Below are 14,273 nucleotides of genomic sequence, written 5' to 3' on the forward strand. Positions count from 1 at the left end.
GCCTGCCGCCGTTGGGTAACGTAGCTGTTGTGAAGATTGCTACCTGGAATGTGAACTCGATCCGTGCCCGCGCCGACCGCGTTGAGTCCTGGCTGCAGCGCTCCGACGTGGATGTGCTGGCCATCCAGGAGACCAAAGCCAAGGATGAGAACTTCCCGTGGGACCTGTTCGAGAAGAACGGCTACGAGGTGGCGCACTTTGGCCTGAACCAGTGGAACGGCGTGGCCATCGCCTCGCGGGTGGGCCTGGATGACGTGGAACGGACGTTCGACGGGCAGCCGCACTTCGGCAAGACCGAGGACACCACCGCCGCCGAGGCCCGTGCCATCGGGGCGACCTGCGGCGGCGTGCGCGTGTGGAGCCTGTATGTCCCCAACGGCCGCACGGTCGACGATCCCCACATGCCCTACAAGTTGAACTGGCTCAAGGCCCTCAAGGAAGAGGCCGCCGGCTGGATCCAGGCGGACCCGACGCTCCCCGTCGCACTGATGGGCGACTGGAACATCGCTCCCACCGACGACGACGTGTGGGACATCGATTGGTTCCGCGCGCAGAACGCGACGCACGTGACCGAACCCGAGCGCGCCGCCTTCCGCGCGTTCGAAGAGGCCGGATTCGTCGACGTCGTCCGCCCGCACACCCCCGGGCCCGGCGTCTACACCTACTGGGACTACACGCAGCTGCGCTTCCCCAAGAAGGAAGGCATGCGCATCGACTTCATCCTCGGCTCCCCCGCGCTGGCCTCCCGCGTCACCGGGGCGATGATCGACCGCGAAGAGCGCAAGGGCAAGGGCGCCTCGGACCACGCGCCGGTCATCGCGGAGCTGGACTGAGATGAAGTTCCCGTACGTCTCCTACCTGCGGGTCTTCGAACCACTGGATGTGTTCGACGACGACCAGCAGCTGCTCATCATGAGCCAGCGCGGCCGGGGCAGGGACGTCACGGAGGACCTGGACCGCGGTGACTCGCTGCGCCGGATTACCCGCACCGTGTCGGACCCGTTTCCGCACTCCAGCGACGACTTGATCCGGGTCCTCCACTATCCGACGCCCGAGGGCATCACCACGCCGCGGTACTGCCCCAACCAGCTGGCCGTCCGCAGCACCCTGGCCGCGGAATCGCTCTCCAGCAGCCTGCGCGATCCGCTGCTGGGGCTGCTGGTGCCCGAAGCGGCGAGGGACGCCCAGCAGTCCCGGCTGGACCCGGACAACTTTGTGGACGCCCTGGCCAAGCTGCACACGCGCAGCTCCACCTGGGGCATCCCGTTCGGCTGGTTTGTGCTGTTCCGCGAGGACGACCACACCGAAAAGGTGGAGAGCGACCACACGCTGCAGACGGTCCGCCTGGCCGCCCCGGTCCCGCAGTGCATCGACCGGGCCCGCTACGCGGCGGCTTCCCTGGCCCTCGCCGCCCCGGGCCTGGACCTGCTGGAAGAACTGACCGAGCTGACCGAGTGGCTGGAAACCTTCACGGCGGACGGCATTGTGGAGCTGGATTACGGCCGCGTGGCCGAGCTGGTCTACCCGGACGAATCGCCCTCGGACGTGCACGCCGGCATCGAATCGCTGGCCGACGGCGACATGACCGGAGCCGCCGCCGCGTACCGCCGCCTCGCCGGCCGCTGGATCAAGATCCGCCAGCTCGCCCGCGCGTCCTGACCGCCGGCCCGGAGCCTCCCGGCAATCACGACGACGGCGGGGCGGTCGAGGCCCGGACCACCAGTTCGTGGGGCTGGACCCGCGGCACGTCCAGCCGCGCCTTCCCTTGCAGTTCGGCCAGCAGCAGCCGGGCCGCGTAGGCCCCCTGTTGGTCCGGCCGTTGCCGGACGGTGGTCAGCCCCATCGGCTCGGCGAACTCGTGGTCGTCGATGCCCACGACGGAGACGTCCTCGGGCACCCGCAGCCCGCGCTCCTGCGCGGCCCTCAGGGCGCCGAAGGCCATCTCGTCCGCGGAGGCGAAGATCGCCGTCGGCCGTTCCCCGGGTGTGTCGAGGAGCGCGCCGGCGGCAGTCCTGCCGCCGGAGAACCGGAAGTCGCCCATGGCCAGCCATTCCGGCCGTACCCGCAGCCCGTGCCGGGCCATCGTGTCCCGGAAGGCCAGCTCGCGGCGGCGCGGTACGTCGAAGTCAATCCCGTAGGCGCCGCCGCCCTGCAGGTGCGCGATCCGCGTGTGCCCGAGCCCGATGAGATGCTCGACCGCCTCGGCGGCCGCGGCGGTGTCATCCACGCTCACGCTGCGCAAACCGTCCACCTGCCCGCCGACGATCACGTTCGGATACTCCAGCGCCTGCAGCGCCGCCAGTTCGTCCGCGGTCAGCTCCATGCACATCACCAACAGCGCGTCGATCCGCTTGCGCAGCATGGACCGGTGGAACACCCGTTCGCGGTTGGTGCCGGTGCCGCCCAGACTGAACACGACCAGGTCGTAGCCGGCCGCCCGCAACACCCGGTCCACGCCTTCCAGCGCGGACGCGAAGTACCACCGGTCGATCACCGGCAGCAGCACGCCCATGGCCCTCGTGCGGCCCGAGGCCAAGTGGGCCGCCGACGACGACGGCACGTAGCCCAGCGAGTCGGCGGTCGCCAGCACGCGGTCGCGGGTAGCCGTGGAGACCCCGGACAATCCGCGCAAGGCACGGGAAACCGTTGCGGTCGAGACGCCGGCGGCCCGCGCGACGTCATCGATCCCGGTCACGGCGCGCTCACCCCTTGAGGCCACCAGCCAGCAGGCCGCGGACAAAGTAGCGCTGCAGGCCGAAGAACACCGCCAGCGGCACGATCATGGAAACGAACGCGCCGGCGGTCAACCGGTGCCACTCGTCGCCGCGGGTGCCCGTCAGTTCGGCCAGCCGCTGGGTGATCGGCGCGACGTCGGCGGTGCCTCCGGAGAACACCAGGGCCACCAGCAGGTCGTTCCAGACCCACAGGAACTGGAAAATGCCGAAGGAGGCGATCGCCGGCACGGACAGCGGCAGGATGATCCGCCAGAAGATGGTCGCGTGCCCGGCGCCGTCCACCCGCGCCGCCTCGATGACCTCACCGGGGATTTCCGAGATGAAGTTGTGCAGCAGGAAGATGGCCAGCGGCAGCGCGAAGATGGTGTGCGCGATCCACAGCTGGGCGTAGGTTCCGGCCGGCAGCAGCTGGAACTCGCCGATCTTGAGGTTGATGAACAGCGAGAGCAGCGGGATCAGCGCCATCTGCAGCGGCACGATCTGCAGCGCGAACACCACAATGAACAAGGTGTCCTTGCCGCGGAACCTGCCCCAGGCGAAAACGTAGGCCGCCATCGAGGCGATCACCAGGGGGATCAGGGTTCCCGGGATGACGATCGCCAGCGAGTTGATAAAGTACTGCCCCAGGTTGGACGCGGACCCGCCCTTGGAGGCCAGCACGTCGGTGTAGTTCTCGGTGGTGAACTGCAGGTCGCCCAGGATGTTCCACCAGCCGTTGGCCTGGATGTTGTCTTCCGGGCGCAGCGAGGAAATGAACAGGCCGAAGGTCGGCACGGTCCAGATAACGGCGATGATGATCGCTGCCGCGGTGGCTCCGCGCGAGGTCAGGCGCTGCTTGACCCGCCGGGTGATCGGGATCTGCTGTTCGGTGGTGCTGGCCAGGACGGCGTCGGGAGCGGTGGGGATGGCAGGCGTTGCGCTCATCGGATTTCCCTCTGCTTCTTCAGCTGCCGGGCGTTGTAGACGACGATCGGCAGCACCATCAGGAACAGAATCAAGGCCAGCGCGGCGCCGCGTCCGGGTTCGTTGGCGCGGAACGCCTGGGTGTACATCTCGTTGGCCACCACCGAGGTTTCGAAGTTTCCGGCGGTCATGGTCCGCACGATGTCGAAGACCTTCAGCGTGCCGATCGTGATGGTGGTGACCACCACGATCAGTGCCCCCCGGATGGACGGGATGGTGATGGAACGGAACTGCTGCCAGGCGCTGGCCCCGTCCAGCCGGGCGGCCTCGACGATTTCGGTGGGGATGCCCTTGATCGCCGCGGAGAGGATCACCATGGCGAAGCCGGTCTGGATCCAGACCATGACCGCGATCAGGAAGAACGTGTTCTCCGGCGCGTCCAGCAGGAACTGCTTGGGTTCGCCGCCAAACCACACCAACACCTGGTTCAGCAGGCCGATCTGTTCGCGTTCGCCGCCGCGGTACGTGTACATGAATTTCCAGATCACGCCGGCGCCCACCATGGAGATGGCCATCGGCATGAACACCAGCGCCTTGAGCGCCTTCTCGCCGCGCGCCCGGTCGATGAACACCGCGTAAGCCAGGCCGATGCCGGTCGACAGCAGCGGCACCAGGATCACCCACAGCAGCGTGTTGCGCAGCGTAACCAGCGCTTCGGGCTGGGTGAACATCCACACAAAGTTGTCCAGGCCGTTCGGCGTTCCGGTGCGGTCCGTGAACGCCAGGTACGTGGTCTGGATGGCCGGCCACACCAACCCAATGGTGAGGAGCACGACGGCGGGGGCCAGGAACCCGATGATCGTCGCCTTATCGCGGAACGACTTCGGCGCCCGGTCCACCAACAGCATGATCAGGGCGATGATCGCGGCGAAGACCGCCAATGCGATCGCCACCTGCACGAGCTTCTCGCCAACGTCCTCCATGGCACTTACCTCCTTGGTGCGTGGAAGGGACAGGCCGTGCCCGGCCGCACCGCCTGCATTGGGTCGCAGGCGGTGCGGCCGGGCTGCCGGCGGCTGCCTAGTCCTTGGGCCAGCTGGCCTCGATGGAATCCACGACCTCTTGCGTCGACTTGCCGTTGATCCACTCCACGATGCCGCTCCAGAAGGAGTTGGCGCCGACCGCGCCCGGCATCAGGTCCGATCCGTCGAACCGGAAGGTGGTGTCCTCCGACTGCAGCAGTTCGATGGACTGGCGGTCCAGGTCGCTGGCGGCCAGCGCCGGGTCGAGGCCCTTGTTGGCGCTGATCGCGGCGCCCTGCTTCACGCGGTTGTTGGCGAACTCGGCCGAGGCCATGAACTGCAGGTAGGCCGAGACCTCATCGCTTTCGGTGTAGGCTGCCACGAACTCGCCGCCACCGGTGATGGCGCTGGCGCCGGCCTCCTGGCCGGGAGTGATGAACGCCCAGACGTCGCCGTCCTCGGCCACGTTGGTGCCTTCCGGCCAGTTGGCCGCCTGGAACGTGGCCTGGTGGTGCATGGCGCAGGTGCCGTCGATCACCGGGATGCCGCCGTCGTCCACCGAGGTGGAGATGATCGAGCGGACGTCGCCGATGCCGCCGTTGACGTAGTCCTCGTTCTTCAGGATGTCGCCGACGGCGTCGAAGGCCTCGGCCACCTGCGGATCGTTGAACGGGATCTCGTGGTTGACCCACTGGTCGTAAACATCCGGTCCGGCCTGGCGCAGCAGCGCGTCCTCGATCCAGTCGGTGCCCGGCCAGCCCGTGGCCTCGCCGGACTCGAACCCTGCGCACCACGGCTTCATGGTGCCCTCGTCGGCGATGGTCTGGGTGAGTTCCATCATCTCGTCCCAGGTCTTCGGAACTTCCCAGCCCTTCTCCTTGAACGTGGCCGGAACGTACCAGACGTAGCCCTTCACGCTGGCCAGCATGGGGGCAGCGTAGAAGGTGCCGTCCACGGTGCCGTAGGTCTTCCAGTCCTCGGACCAGTTCTCGTCGACCAGGTCGGACACCTCCTGGGGCGCAGGCTTCAGGTAGCCGGCCTGGGCCTGGGCGGCCAGCAGTCCGGGCTGCGGGAAGATCGCCACGTCCGGCGGATTGCCCGCCTGGGCGCGGACACCGATCTGCGTCTCGAACTCGTTGGACCCCTCGTACACCACGTCGATCCCGGTGCACTCCTCAAAGTCCACCCAGGAATTCTCCAGCAGATCCTGCTCGGCATCGGTGATGGTCGAGTAGACGCTGACCTCGGCGCCGTCGAAGGTGCCGTAGGCCTCATAGGGGGCGCAGTCTGCGGCGGGCGCCGGCGACTCTTCGGATTCTGTTCCTCCCCCGCAGGCGGACAGTGTCAGTGCCATGGCGCCGAGCGCGGCCACCGGCAGGGCGGCCTTTCTGGAGCGTGCATAGTGCATGTTGTGACTCCTTTGTCCGGTGGCCCCGACAGAGCTGAGCTGGTCAGGAAGAACCCACCAAGTACCCATCTGATAACTCGTAACGTAAACGCTTACACAGTGTGTCGCAAGGCACATTTTCGAGGCGGTGGCGTTCGATGCCGAATCGTGATGTGCGCCGCATCCGCGGCCCGCGCTGTCTGTTCGGCCTCAAAGATCATTAGGCTGGAAGTGGTCCTGACCCCCCGAATCGAGGAGAGCCAATGACCGCAGCAAACGCTCCCTGGTGGCGCGACGCCGTCATCTACCAGATCTATCCGCGCTCCTTCGCCGACCACAACGGCGACGGAATGGGCGACCTGGCCGGAATCAGCGCCAAGATCCCTTACCTAAAGAACCTGGGGGTGGACGCCATCTGGCTGTCGCCCTTCTACGTCTCCCCGCAAAACGATGCCGGCTACGACGTGGCGGACTACCGCGACGTCGACCCGCTGTTCGGCAGCCTGGACGACTTTGACTCGTTGCTGGCACGCGCCCACGAGCTGGGCCTGCGGGTGATTGTCGATCTGGTGCCGAACCACACGTCCGACCGGCACGAATGGTTCGTGGACGCGCTGGCCTCCGAGGCCGGATCGCCCGAACGTGCCCGCTACATTTTCCGGGACGGCAAGGGCCCGGACGGTGACGAGCCGCCCAACAACTGGCAGTCGGTGTTCGGCGGCGATGCCTGGACCCGGATCACCGAACCCGACGGCACGCCCGGGCAGTGGTACCTGCACCTGTTCGACTCCTCGCAGCCGGACCTGAACTGGGAGAACCCCGAAGTCCGGGCCGAAATGGTCTCCGTCCTGCGGTTCTGGCTGGACCGCGGCGTGGACGGCTTCCGGATTGACGTGGCCCATGGCCTGGTCAAGGCCGAGGGCCTGCCGGATTGGGCGGCCAAGACCTCGATGGTGGCCGGCAGCGAGCGGCTCCCGGGCGACGACGCACTGCCCGACGGTGACGAAACGGCGGTCGGCCGGCCCGCGGGCGCCTCGCCCACCCCCGATGCCCGTGCGTCCGAGGAACAGGTGCTGGAACCCGCCGCGGCGGATGCCCGCGAAGCGGCGGCACAGCAGGCAGTTGCCCGGGAGGAGGAGCGCCTGCATCCGGAGACCCCGCCCTACTTCGACCAGGACGGCGTGCACGAGATCTACCGGGAATGGCACAAGGTCCTGGCCGAGTATGACGGCGACCGCATGCTGGTCGCCGAGGCCTGGGTCGAGCCCGCCGAGCGGCTTTTTGCCTACGTCCGGCCCGACGAGATGCAGCAGGCCTTCAACTTCGACTTCCTGCTCGCCGGCTGGGATGCCCGACGGATGGCCCGCAGCATCGACGATTCGCTCGCCGCTGCATCATCGGTGGGTGCGCCAAGCACCTGGGTGCTGTCCAATCACGACACTGTCCGCCACAGCTCCCGGTACGGGTTGGCGGATCCCACCACCTACCCCAAGGGCATTGGCCCCGGCGACGAACAGCCCGATGAGGAACTCGGCCACGCGCGCGGCCGTGCCGCGGCGCTGGTGATGCTTGCGCTGCCCGGCTCCGCCTACCTCTACCAGGGCGATGAGCTGGGCCTTCCGGAGCACACCGCCCTGCCGGCCGAGGTGCGCCAGGACCCCGCGTTCTTCCGCACCGGCGGCGAAGAGCGTGGCCGCGACGGCTGCCGGGTGCCGATCCCCTGGCGCGCGGAGGCGCACGGCTACGGGTGGGGCTCCACCCAGCATGAACCGTGGTTGCCGCAGCCCGAGAGCTTTGCGCGCTATGCGGTGGATCGGCAGGTGGGAGTAGCCGCTTCCACCTACGAGCTGTATCGGGCGGCGCTGCGCCTGCGGGCGGAACAGAAGCTGGGCCACGGCAGCCTGGAATGGGCCGCGGAGCATAATCCGGGATCTGGGATCCTGAGCTACCGCAACGGGACACTGCAGGTACTGGCCAACATGGGCAGTTCCGCCGCCCGGCTGCCCGACGGCGCCTCCCTGGTGCTGGAGTCGCAGGAGGGAGCAGTCTCCGACGGGATGCTGCAGCCCAACGGGGCCGTCTGGCTTGCCACTGCCGCCGACGGGCAGTCAGGCTAGCGGACGCGGTCGGCGCGGACCAGCCGCGAGCGCGCGCCGGCCACCAGGTGGATGACCACCGGGAAGCTGAATCCGACGGTCAGGTCCAGCGCCTCCACGAGGTCGGAGACTTCGTCCGCCACGGCCTGCGGGGACACCCCGAGGCGCGGAGCCACCCGGACGCGCAGGCCGCCGCCGCCCTCGTAGTCGTAGGCGGTGACCGTTGCCTGCAGGATGTTGTCGCGTTCCCGCAGCGCATCGCGCAGCGCCTGCTCGGCCACGGCGGCACTGAGCCAGACGGCGCCGGGGTCGCCCGCCCCGTCGTAATCCGCGGCGATGGTACCGGTGCGGCCCTTGCCCTGCTGAGCGGCCCACGCGATCATCAGCAGCACCATCAGGAGCAGCACCAGCGCCACCACAATCCACAGCCAGCTGTCCCGCTGGCCGGGCAGGGTGGTGGCGTCCAAAACCGTCCGCAGGTTGGCGCCGGCTTGCTCCGTGGCGGCCTGCCACCGGCCGGCGAGCGCGGGAACCAGCGCCAGCGCCAGCGCGGTGCCGCCGGCCAGCATGAGCAGCAGCCCCAAAAGGGTGATCAGGATGCGGTTTAATGTCCGGGGCGTTTGGTTCACTGTCCCACCACCCCCGAACTGGAAACGAACACGCGCACCTGCGGAATCGGGCTGATGCGCGCCCTGCGGACCTCGTCTTCCACCGCGGTTTGGACGGCGTCGGAATCCACCGGCTGGCCGGAGGTTGGCCGGAGCCGGACATCCACCAGCCCGCGCGAGACGACCACCAGCACCTGCTCGCGCGTCACCTGCGCCTCGATGCGCGCGCGTCGCGCCAGCGAGGCGGCGATGACCTCATCGTCCACCACGACGACGCCGCGGCGGCCGGGAATGCGGTGCCGGTGCAGGTGTCCGGGGAGCACGCCCTGCAGGAAGAAGAGCAGACCGAGGAACAGTATGAGCGCTCCGGAGGCGCCCAGGACGGTCGGCGCGACGTTTCCCGGCAGTTGGTGGATCCAGCCCGCCATCTCTTCCGGTGTGGCCAGCCACGGGCGCTGCCCGATCGCCTTCAGCGCCGCTTCGAGCAGCAGGTAGAGGCAGGCCAGCCCGACGAGGACGGCGGCGATCACCGCGGCGATGGCGCGGGAACTGCGCAGTTCCCGGCTCGCCAGGCGCTCGTCGCCCGGGCGCAGGTCAGCCGGCCCCCCGCCGGTTTTGACGTCGGTGCTCACCGGACCCGGCCTCCTTCCTGCACGCGGATGCCGGTGACCCTGATGTCCACCCGGCTCAACCTCGAACCGCTGATCCAGGAGATCTTCTCCAGGATGGCTCCCTTGGCGGCGTGCGCCCGGTCCCAGACCGATCCGCCAAAGCCGTCCACCAGGTGCGGGTCCCGCACTACCCGGTTCAGCGAGGGAATGCCGACGGGAAGGGCCAGGTACAACGCGAGGGAACCGGCATCGTCCCGCCACGTCGCACGGACGAGGGAAGGTGAAATGCCCAGCACCTCCGCCGCAACCCCCTGCGCGGTGCTGGTCAACGCCTGCGTGCTGACCCGGGTATGTCCGGCATAGTGTTGCCCGGGCGGCGCGGCGGGGAGCGACGCCGGGGGCGGTCCGTCCGGCCGCCCGGCCGGCGGCGGTCCTTCCGGGCGGGGAGGCAGTTCGTCCGCGTCCACAACGGGTTCCGTCATGAAGACGAGCGGCGTCCGGTCAGCGCATCCCGGATGCTGCGCCAGTCAAGCTTGCCCTCCGCGGCGCGGCCCAGCAACGCCCCCACCATCAGGAAGACCGCCATCAGCAGGAAGCCCCAGAAGTTAAACACCAGCGCGGCCCACGCCAGCACCGCGCCGACGCCCATGCCGACTACCGTGTAGCTCATCCTTGTTCCTCTCGCCGTCCCGAACATCCGGTTACTGGGCCGCCTGCCGCGCCGGCTTCTCCGCCGGAGCCTTGGCGTCCAGGCCGGGCACGTGGACGTCGTTGATCTCCACGTTCACCTCGATCACGTCCAGCCCCACCAATTGCCCGACGGCGGTGTACACCGCCGCGCGCACGGCGCCCGCCAACTCCTGCAGCGGCTTGCCGTAAACGGCCACGAGGCTGATGTCCACGGCAACCTGCGTCTGGCCGACCTCCACGTGTACGCCCTGGCCGGCGTCGCTGCCGCCCACGACATCCCGCAGCGCACTCAGCGCCCGTGCCGTGCCGCTGCCCAGCGCGTAGACCCCCGGGACGGAGCGGGCGGCGACGGCCGCGACCTTTGCCACGGCGGCTTCGGAGATGGTGGTGCGTCCGGGGGCGTCCGGGATGCCAAGGCCTGCAGGCTGATGCGGGTCAACCGCTGCCGGGGCCGGCGCCGGCGCGCCCGGGACGCCGACAGGGGCGGTCACCGGGTGTGCCCCGGGCGATTCGCCCGCGGACGGGGCAGCCGGCCGATCCTCGTTGTGCATCTGTTCTCCCCTGACGCTGTGATGACTCTCAGGGCAAGCCTAACGCCTCATTCCCCGCAGTGTTCGGACAGCCAGTCCTTCACCGGTTGCAGGGCCCGGGCAAACCCGGCAGCGTCGAAGCGGCCGGTTGCTGACGCGTGATCCAGTTGGTCCTCCACCCTGTCCAGGTGGTCCCCCAGCCGCGGCGGAACGTCGCGGCTGAATTCGTCCAGCTCATCCTGCAGCGCCTCCAGGTCGGAGTCCTCCACGCCGGTCATGAAGCCGAGCGGGACCAGCAGCAGGGAGGCGACGTTTGCGGCCACGGCGGCGCAGGCGTGGTCCCGGCTCTTATAGCTGCCCCAGTCAGCGGCGCCTCCTCCGGATCCCCCGCTCCCGTCAAGGGGGCCAGCCGAGTCCGACGTCGGCGGCTGGCCGGGCGGCGACGTGGCCGGTCGATCGGTGGCGGGGACAGATGCGGGGGGGGTTTCCGCGGGCGCCGTCGCTTCGGTGTCGTCCAAAGCGATGGGGGCGGGCGCCGTCGTCGCTGATTCCGACGTTCGGCTCGCGTCGCTGCAGGACGTCAGCAGGACGGCGGTTGCCATGCCGACGGCCGTCGCCTTCAAAAGGGCCTGCACGATGCTCCTCGCTCCAATCGTCCCCCTGGTCCGGTGCCTCATCAGGTGCAGGCGGCACGGGAAATCCCTTCCATGGTAGGCCAGTGACCCTGAGTGGACACTGGGAGCCGGGAGCGGCCGCCGCGGGCGGTGGACCGGCTTGTCGGTGGTCGACTCGATAAGTTCGGCGACCAGTTCGGCGGTGCGTCCAACTGGCCGGCGGACCGGCAGCCCGTGTCAGCTACAGGGCCAGTTTCCGCCCCGGGGTGGGGATGCGGAGCCGGTCTTCGAGCCCGTTGGCGGAGAACCGGGCGCGGAGTTCTTCGTGGCCTTCGCTGAAGTGCTTCCAGCCCTCGGCGTGGACCGGCACGACGGTGGCCCCGTCCAGTGTGCGCGCCGCCTCGACCGCGGCGTCGGCGGTGAGGGTGAGCGGGGCATTGTCGAAGGCTCCCACCCGGGCGGCTCCGGCGAAGAGCACCGCCGTGGCGATCGGCGCGAAACGTGCCCCGACGGCGTCGACCACGTCCAGCGAGGCGTTGTCGCCGCTGATGTAAACAGTCGGGAGGTCGAACCCTGTTAGTACGAATCCGGTCACGGTGCCGGTCACCGGTTCGCATCCTTCCGGTCCGTGCCGGGCCGGGACGGCGGTGACCGTGACAGTGGGCCGATCGGCGGCCTCGAAAACTGTCCGCTCCCACGGGGCCATCCCGGTAACCGTCGCGAGCCGGTCCGCTGACTCCAGGGTGCCTAGTACCTTGGCGTCGCCGGATTCCACCAGGCGCCGGCCGGATTTATCCAGGTTGTCCGCGTGCTGGTCGTGCGAGAGGAGGATGGCGTCCACCACCGGCAGGTCTGCGACGTGGACGGCGGGCCCGGAGGTTTTCACCAGCGTTCCGGCTGTTGCCGGGTACTCGCCGGGTTCATCAAAGGTGGGGTCGGTCAGGAACATCCAGCCACCGAACTCCAGCAAGGCTGTCGGACCGCCAATGTGGGTGATTGCGGTTTCGTTCATGCACCCATGGTGCCCGACGAAGCCGGAGGTGGACAGAGCGGACGGACACGACGAAGCCCCGCACCCTGAACCAGGACTGCGGGGCTTCGTTTTTGCTGGTGGCTCCGACCGGCGTCGATCCGGTGACCTTTCGAGTAAGAGTACGGCTCTATCGGAGGTTTCTGCGGGATACCAGCATCTTCTATCACCCGTAGTCAGAGCCGTTTTCTGCTGTTTTCCTCTTTCATCGGTTGTCATCGAATCTGCGGAATAGATGCGGGGTTGGACGACAGTCTCAGGCGCGCGTTTGGTCAAAGAATGTGCGCGCCTTAAGGGCGTCGGCTCCTTCGACGAAAAGGTAATCGAAGACTGCGACTCCCGCACCCTTACCATCTAGGACTCCGCAACCTCACTCGGGGTATGCTCTAGACGCTCGGCCGGGAGCCCGCCCCTTTAGCACGGAGGGACGGGCTCCTACTCTCGTCACAGCAGCGAAGGCAGGTCCGCTCCCGCAGCAGGCAACGCTGTCAGTCACGGAGCCTCTTGCCGGAGGTACCGGCGGGAATGGTGAACCGGAAGGTGCCGCCAACATGGTCGTCCCATTCGTCGGATTTCCGCAGTGTTCCGTTCAGCCACCAGTCGACCCCATAGTCGTCGGCAGTGACTAACTCGCCGAGATTCAGCTGTACTTCGGACCCGGGCAGAATGTTCCCCGTGATTTTGAGGGCGTGAATCGCTTCCTTCACTGACCCCGGATGCTCTGGGGTGTAGGCCGCGGCAGCCGGTGCGGCCACAAGCCCGCCGAGCAGCATGGACACAGCAGTGAGTACGGACAGGCAGGCGTTCCGCCAGCCCGGGATTGTCTTCATATCCCCCAACGTTTCTGCCGTCGCAGGCAATCACTATGCAGTTACATCGCCGTATCCGCAGAAGGTACTGCCGATACGGCGATGCCGTTGTCTAAAGGTGTGGCTTTCGATCCAGGTAGCCTTAGCGGCCGGGGGTCAGGCCCGGAGCATGTTCCAAAGGATCAGGTCGTGGGCGTGCCTGGCCTTTTCGTCGCCGCGGAAGTCAGCCTGCTGCACGCCGCCGCCGGTGTTGATGGCGATCGAGGACGTGGAGGCGAACTTCCCGAGCATCGACTTGTTCGACACCATCGAGACGGAACGGATGTTTTTGTACGGCACCGAGGTGATTGCCATCTTGCCGCCGACAAAGCTCTTGTCCTGGATGATCACGCGCTTGTCCGTAATACCGACAAAACCGGTGCCAACACCGATGCAGTCGTAGACGGCAAAGACGGTCTCTCCTTCCAGCAGCCCCTGCTGGATGAGAGCCAACTGCTCGGAGCGGTCATGGACGATCTGGCTCATGCTGGTCCTTTCGCGGGTACGGCGACGTGCTTCCTGTCCTGTTACCGGGAACTATCGGCAGGCATCCGCTTTCCGGTAGTTTCTGTTCCTGTTTCCGGGAACCGTTGGCAGGCATCCGCCTACCGGCACCCCCGCCCACTTACCTGGGCCTTCTTCTTCGTTGGCTCCGAAGGGGTGCCTCTCTGGATACCTCGCTAGCTTCATACACGCTCTGCTGAATAGGCCATCCCGGCATACATGACACGTTGCTGAGGGCGGGCAAAGCGACGGGATTGCATGCTTGGCTAAACCCCCTAGCACCATCTCTGATTCGTACTCCTCATGTCATGGCATTTGAGGTATCGCCTGTCGCCATGACTCTATGGTGCTTCCTTCTAAAGGGAGGCCCGGGCTGGGAGTTGGGGCAGTGGGCCCTGGCAGTGGGTTAGCGGGAGGCAGCAAGGGCACGCGCAGCCCCGGATGGAATGCGGTGCCGGTTTCCCTGTCCAGTAACGGGGTCAAGCCCCGGTATCGAAGGGGTAGTTGGCGTCGAGGATTATGAACAGGTCGATCTGCTCTGGCCCAGCCACCACACCCTCGTCCAGCATTGCGGTGGTTTCCTCGGCCGGCGCGGCCAGAATCCGGGCCCGGACGGGCACCCGGCATTTGCTGCAACGGGCGCCGCGAGCCGCCTAGGTGAGTGAGATGCAGCCGCCGTCGTCTAGATAACGGGG

General features: G+C 67.7%; 17 protein-coding genes. 3 read left to right on the top strand and 14 right to left on the bottom strand.

Annotation, left to right across the window (positions count from 1 at the left end; translation table 11 throughout):
• Nucleotides 1–29: 29 nt before the first annotated feature.
• Both AC5RW2_RS20375 and AC5RW2_RS20380 read left to right on the top strand, forming a co-directional pair.
• Entirely contained in the window at nt 30–833 is an 804-nt protein-coding gene (locus AC5RW2_RS20375; RefSeq protein ID WP_494074400.1) for an exodeoxyribonuclease III, read from the top strand.
• A 1-nt stretch (nt 834) separates the two neighbouring features.
• Entirely contained in the window at nt 835–1,659 is an 825-nt protein-coding gene (locus tag AC5RW2_RS20380) for a DUF8083 family protein (RefSeq protein ID WP_494002000.1), read from the top strand.
• Between the two features lie 25 nt (nt 1,660–1,684).
• On the opposite strand, the gene AC5RW2_RS20385 is transcribed toward AC5RW2_RS20380, so the two are convergent.
• From AC5RW2_RS20385 to AC5RW2_RS20400, 4 genes are all read right to left on the bottom strand, one after another.
• Nucleotides 1,685–2,695 carry a LacI family DNA-binding transcriptional regulator gene (locus AC5RW2_RS20385; RefSeq protein ID WP_494049113.1) on the bottom strand — a complete coding sequence of 337 codons (1,011 nt, stop codon included), beginning with the start codon at nt 2,693–2,695 and terminating at the stop codon, nt 1,685–1,687.
• Nucleotides 2,696–2,702: 7 nt separating this feature from the next.
• The gene (locus AC5RW2_RS20390; RefSeq protein ID WP_493977240.1) at nt 2,703–3,659 is read right to left on the bottom strand and encodes a carbohydrate ABC transporter permease; all 957 of its coding nucleotides are present in this window, start codon (nt 3,657–3,659) and stop codon (nt 2,703–2,705) included.
• Complete coding sequence (locus AC5RW2_RS20395; protein ID WP_494001997.1) at nt 3,656–4,621, bottom strand: carbohydrate ABC transporter permease; 966 nt, start codon at nt 4,619–4,621, stop codon at nt 3,656–3,658. The genes AC5RW2_RS20390 and AC5RW2_RS20395 overlap by 4 nt, the downstream gene beginning before the upstream one ends.
• A 97-nt stretch (nt 4,622–4,718) precedes the next feature.
• Nucleotides 4,719–6,068, bottom strand: a complete 1,350-nt coding sequence (locus tag AC5RW2_RS20400; protein WP_494074401.1) for an ABC transporter substrate-binding protein — start codon at nt 6,066–6,068, stop codon at nt 4,719–4,721.
• Between the two features lie 242 nt (nt 6,069–6,310).
• On the opposite strand from AC5RW2_RS20400, the gene AC5RW2_RS20405 reads away from it, so the two are divergent.
• The gene (locus AC5RW2_RS20405; protein ID WP_494074402.1) at nt 6,311–8,164 is read left to right on the top strand and encodes a glycoside hydrolase family 13 protein; all 1,854 of its coding nucleotides are present in this window, start codon (nt 6,311–6,313) and stop codon (nt 8,162–8,164) included.
• Here AC5RW2_RS20405 and AC5RW2_RS20410 read toward each other — a convergent pair.
• The 10 genes from AC5RW2_RS20410 to AC5RW2_RS20455 all read right to left on the bottom strand — a co-directional run bounded on the left by AC5RW2_RS20410 (nt 8,161) and on the right by AC5RW2_RS20455 (nt 14,198).
• Nucleotides 8,161–8,772: a hypothetical protein gene (locus AC5RW2_RS20410; RefSeq protein ID WP_494074403.1), complete on the bottom strand. Its 612-nt coding sequence runs from the start codon at nt 8,770–8,772 to the stop codon at nt 8,161–8,163. The genes AC5RW2_RS20405 and AC5RW2_RS20410 overlap by 4 nt on opposite strands.
• Complete coding sequence (locus AC5RW2_RS20415) at nt 8,769–9,383, bottom strand: hypothetical protein (RefSeq protein ID WP_494074404.1); 615 nt, start codon at nt 9,381–9,383, stop codon at nt 8,769–8,771. Before AC5RW2_RS20415 ends, AC5RW2_RS20410 begins: the two co-directional genes overlap by 4 nt.
• On the bottom strand, nt 9,380–9,844 hold the full coding sequence (locus AC5RW2_RS20420; protein ID WP_494074405.1) for a hypothetical protein: 465 nt from the start codon (nt 9,842–9,844) through the stop codon (nt 9,380–9,382). Before AC5RW2_RS20420 ends, AC5RW2_RS20415 begins: the two co-directional genes overlap by 4 nt.
• Nucleotides 9,841–10,032, bottom strand: coding sequence for a hypothetical protein (locus AC5RW2_RS20425; protein WP_494001991.1), 192 nt, complete (start codon nt 10,030–10,032; stop codon nt 9,841–9,843). Before AC5RW2_RS20425 ends, AC5RW2_RS20420 begins: the two co-directional genes overlap by 4 nt.
• A 31-nt stretch (nt 10,033–10,063) precedes the next feature.
• The gene (locus tag AC5RW2_RS20430; RefSeq protein WP_494074406.1) at nt 10,064–10,603 is read right to left on the bottom strand and encodes an Asp23/Gls24 family envelope stress response protein; all 540 of its coding nucleotides are present in this window, start codon (nt 10,601–10,603) and stop codon (nt 10,064–10,066) included.
• Between the two features lie 47 nt (nt 10,604–10,650).
• Nucleotides 10,651–11,217 carry a hypothetical protein gene (locus AC5RW2_RS20435; protein ID WP_494074407.1) on the bottom strand — a complete coding sequence of 189 codons (567 nt, stop codon included), beginning with the start codon at nt 11,215–11,217 and terminating at the stop codon, nt 10,651–10,653.
• Nucleotides 11,218–11,437: 220 nt separating this feature from the next.
• Entirely contained in the window at nt 11,438–12,208 is a 771-nt protein-coding gene (locus AC5RW2_RS20440; protein WP_494074408.1) for an MBL fold metallo-hydrolase, read from the bottom strand.
• A 506-nt stretch (nt 12,209–12,714) separates the two neighbouring features.
• Nucleotides 12,715–13,056 carry a hypothetical protein gene (locus tag AC5RW2_RS20445; RefSeq protein WP_494074409.1) on the bottom strand — a complete coding sequence of 114 codons (342 nt, stop codon included), beginning with the start codon at nt 13,054–13,056 and terminating at the stop codon, nt 12,715–12,717.
• A gap of 135 nt (nt 13,057–13,191) precedes the next feature.
• Nucleotides 13,192–13,560, bottom strand: a complete 369-nt coding sequence (locus AC5RW2_RS20450; protein WP_494074410.1) for a PH domain-containing protein — start codon at nt 13,558–13,560, stop codon at nt 13,192–13,194.
• A gap of 497 nt (nt 13,561–14,057) precedes the next feature.
• Nucleotides 14,058–14,198, bottom strand: coding sequence for a hypothetical protein (locus AC5RW2_RS20455; protein ID WP_494074411.1), 141 nt, complete (start codon nt 14,196–14,198; stop codon nt 14,058–14,060).
• Nucleotides 14,199–14,273 lie beyond the last annotated feature (75 nt).

The organism is Arthrobacter sp. B0316-1-20 (assembly GCF_059091865.1).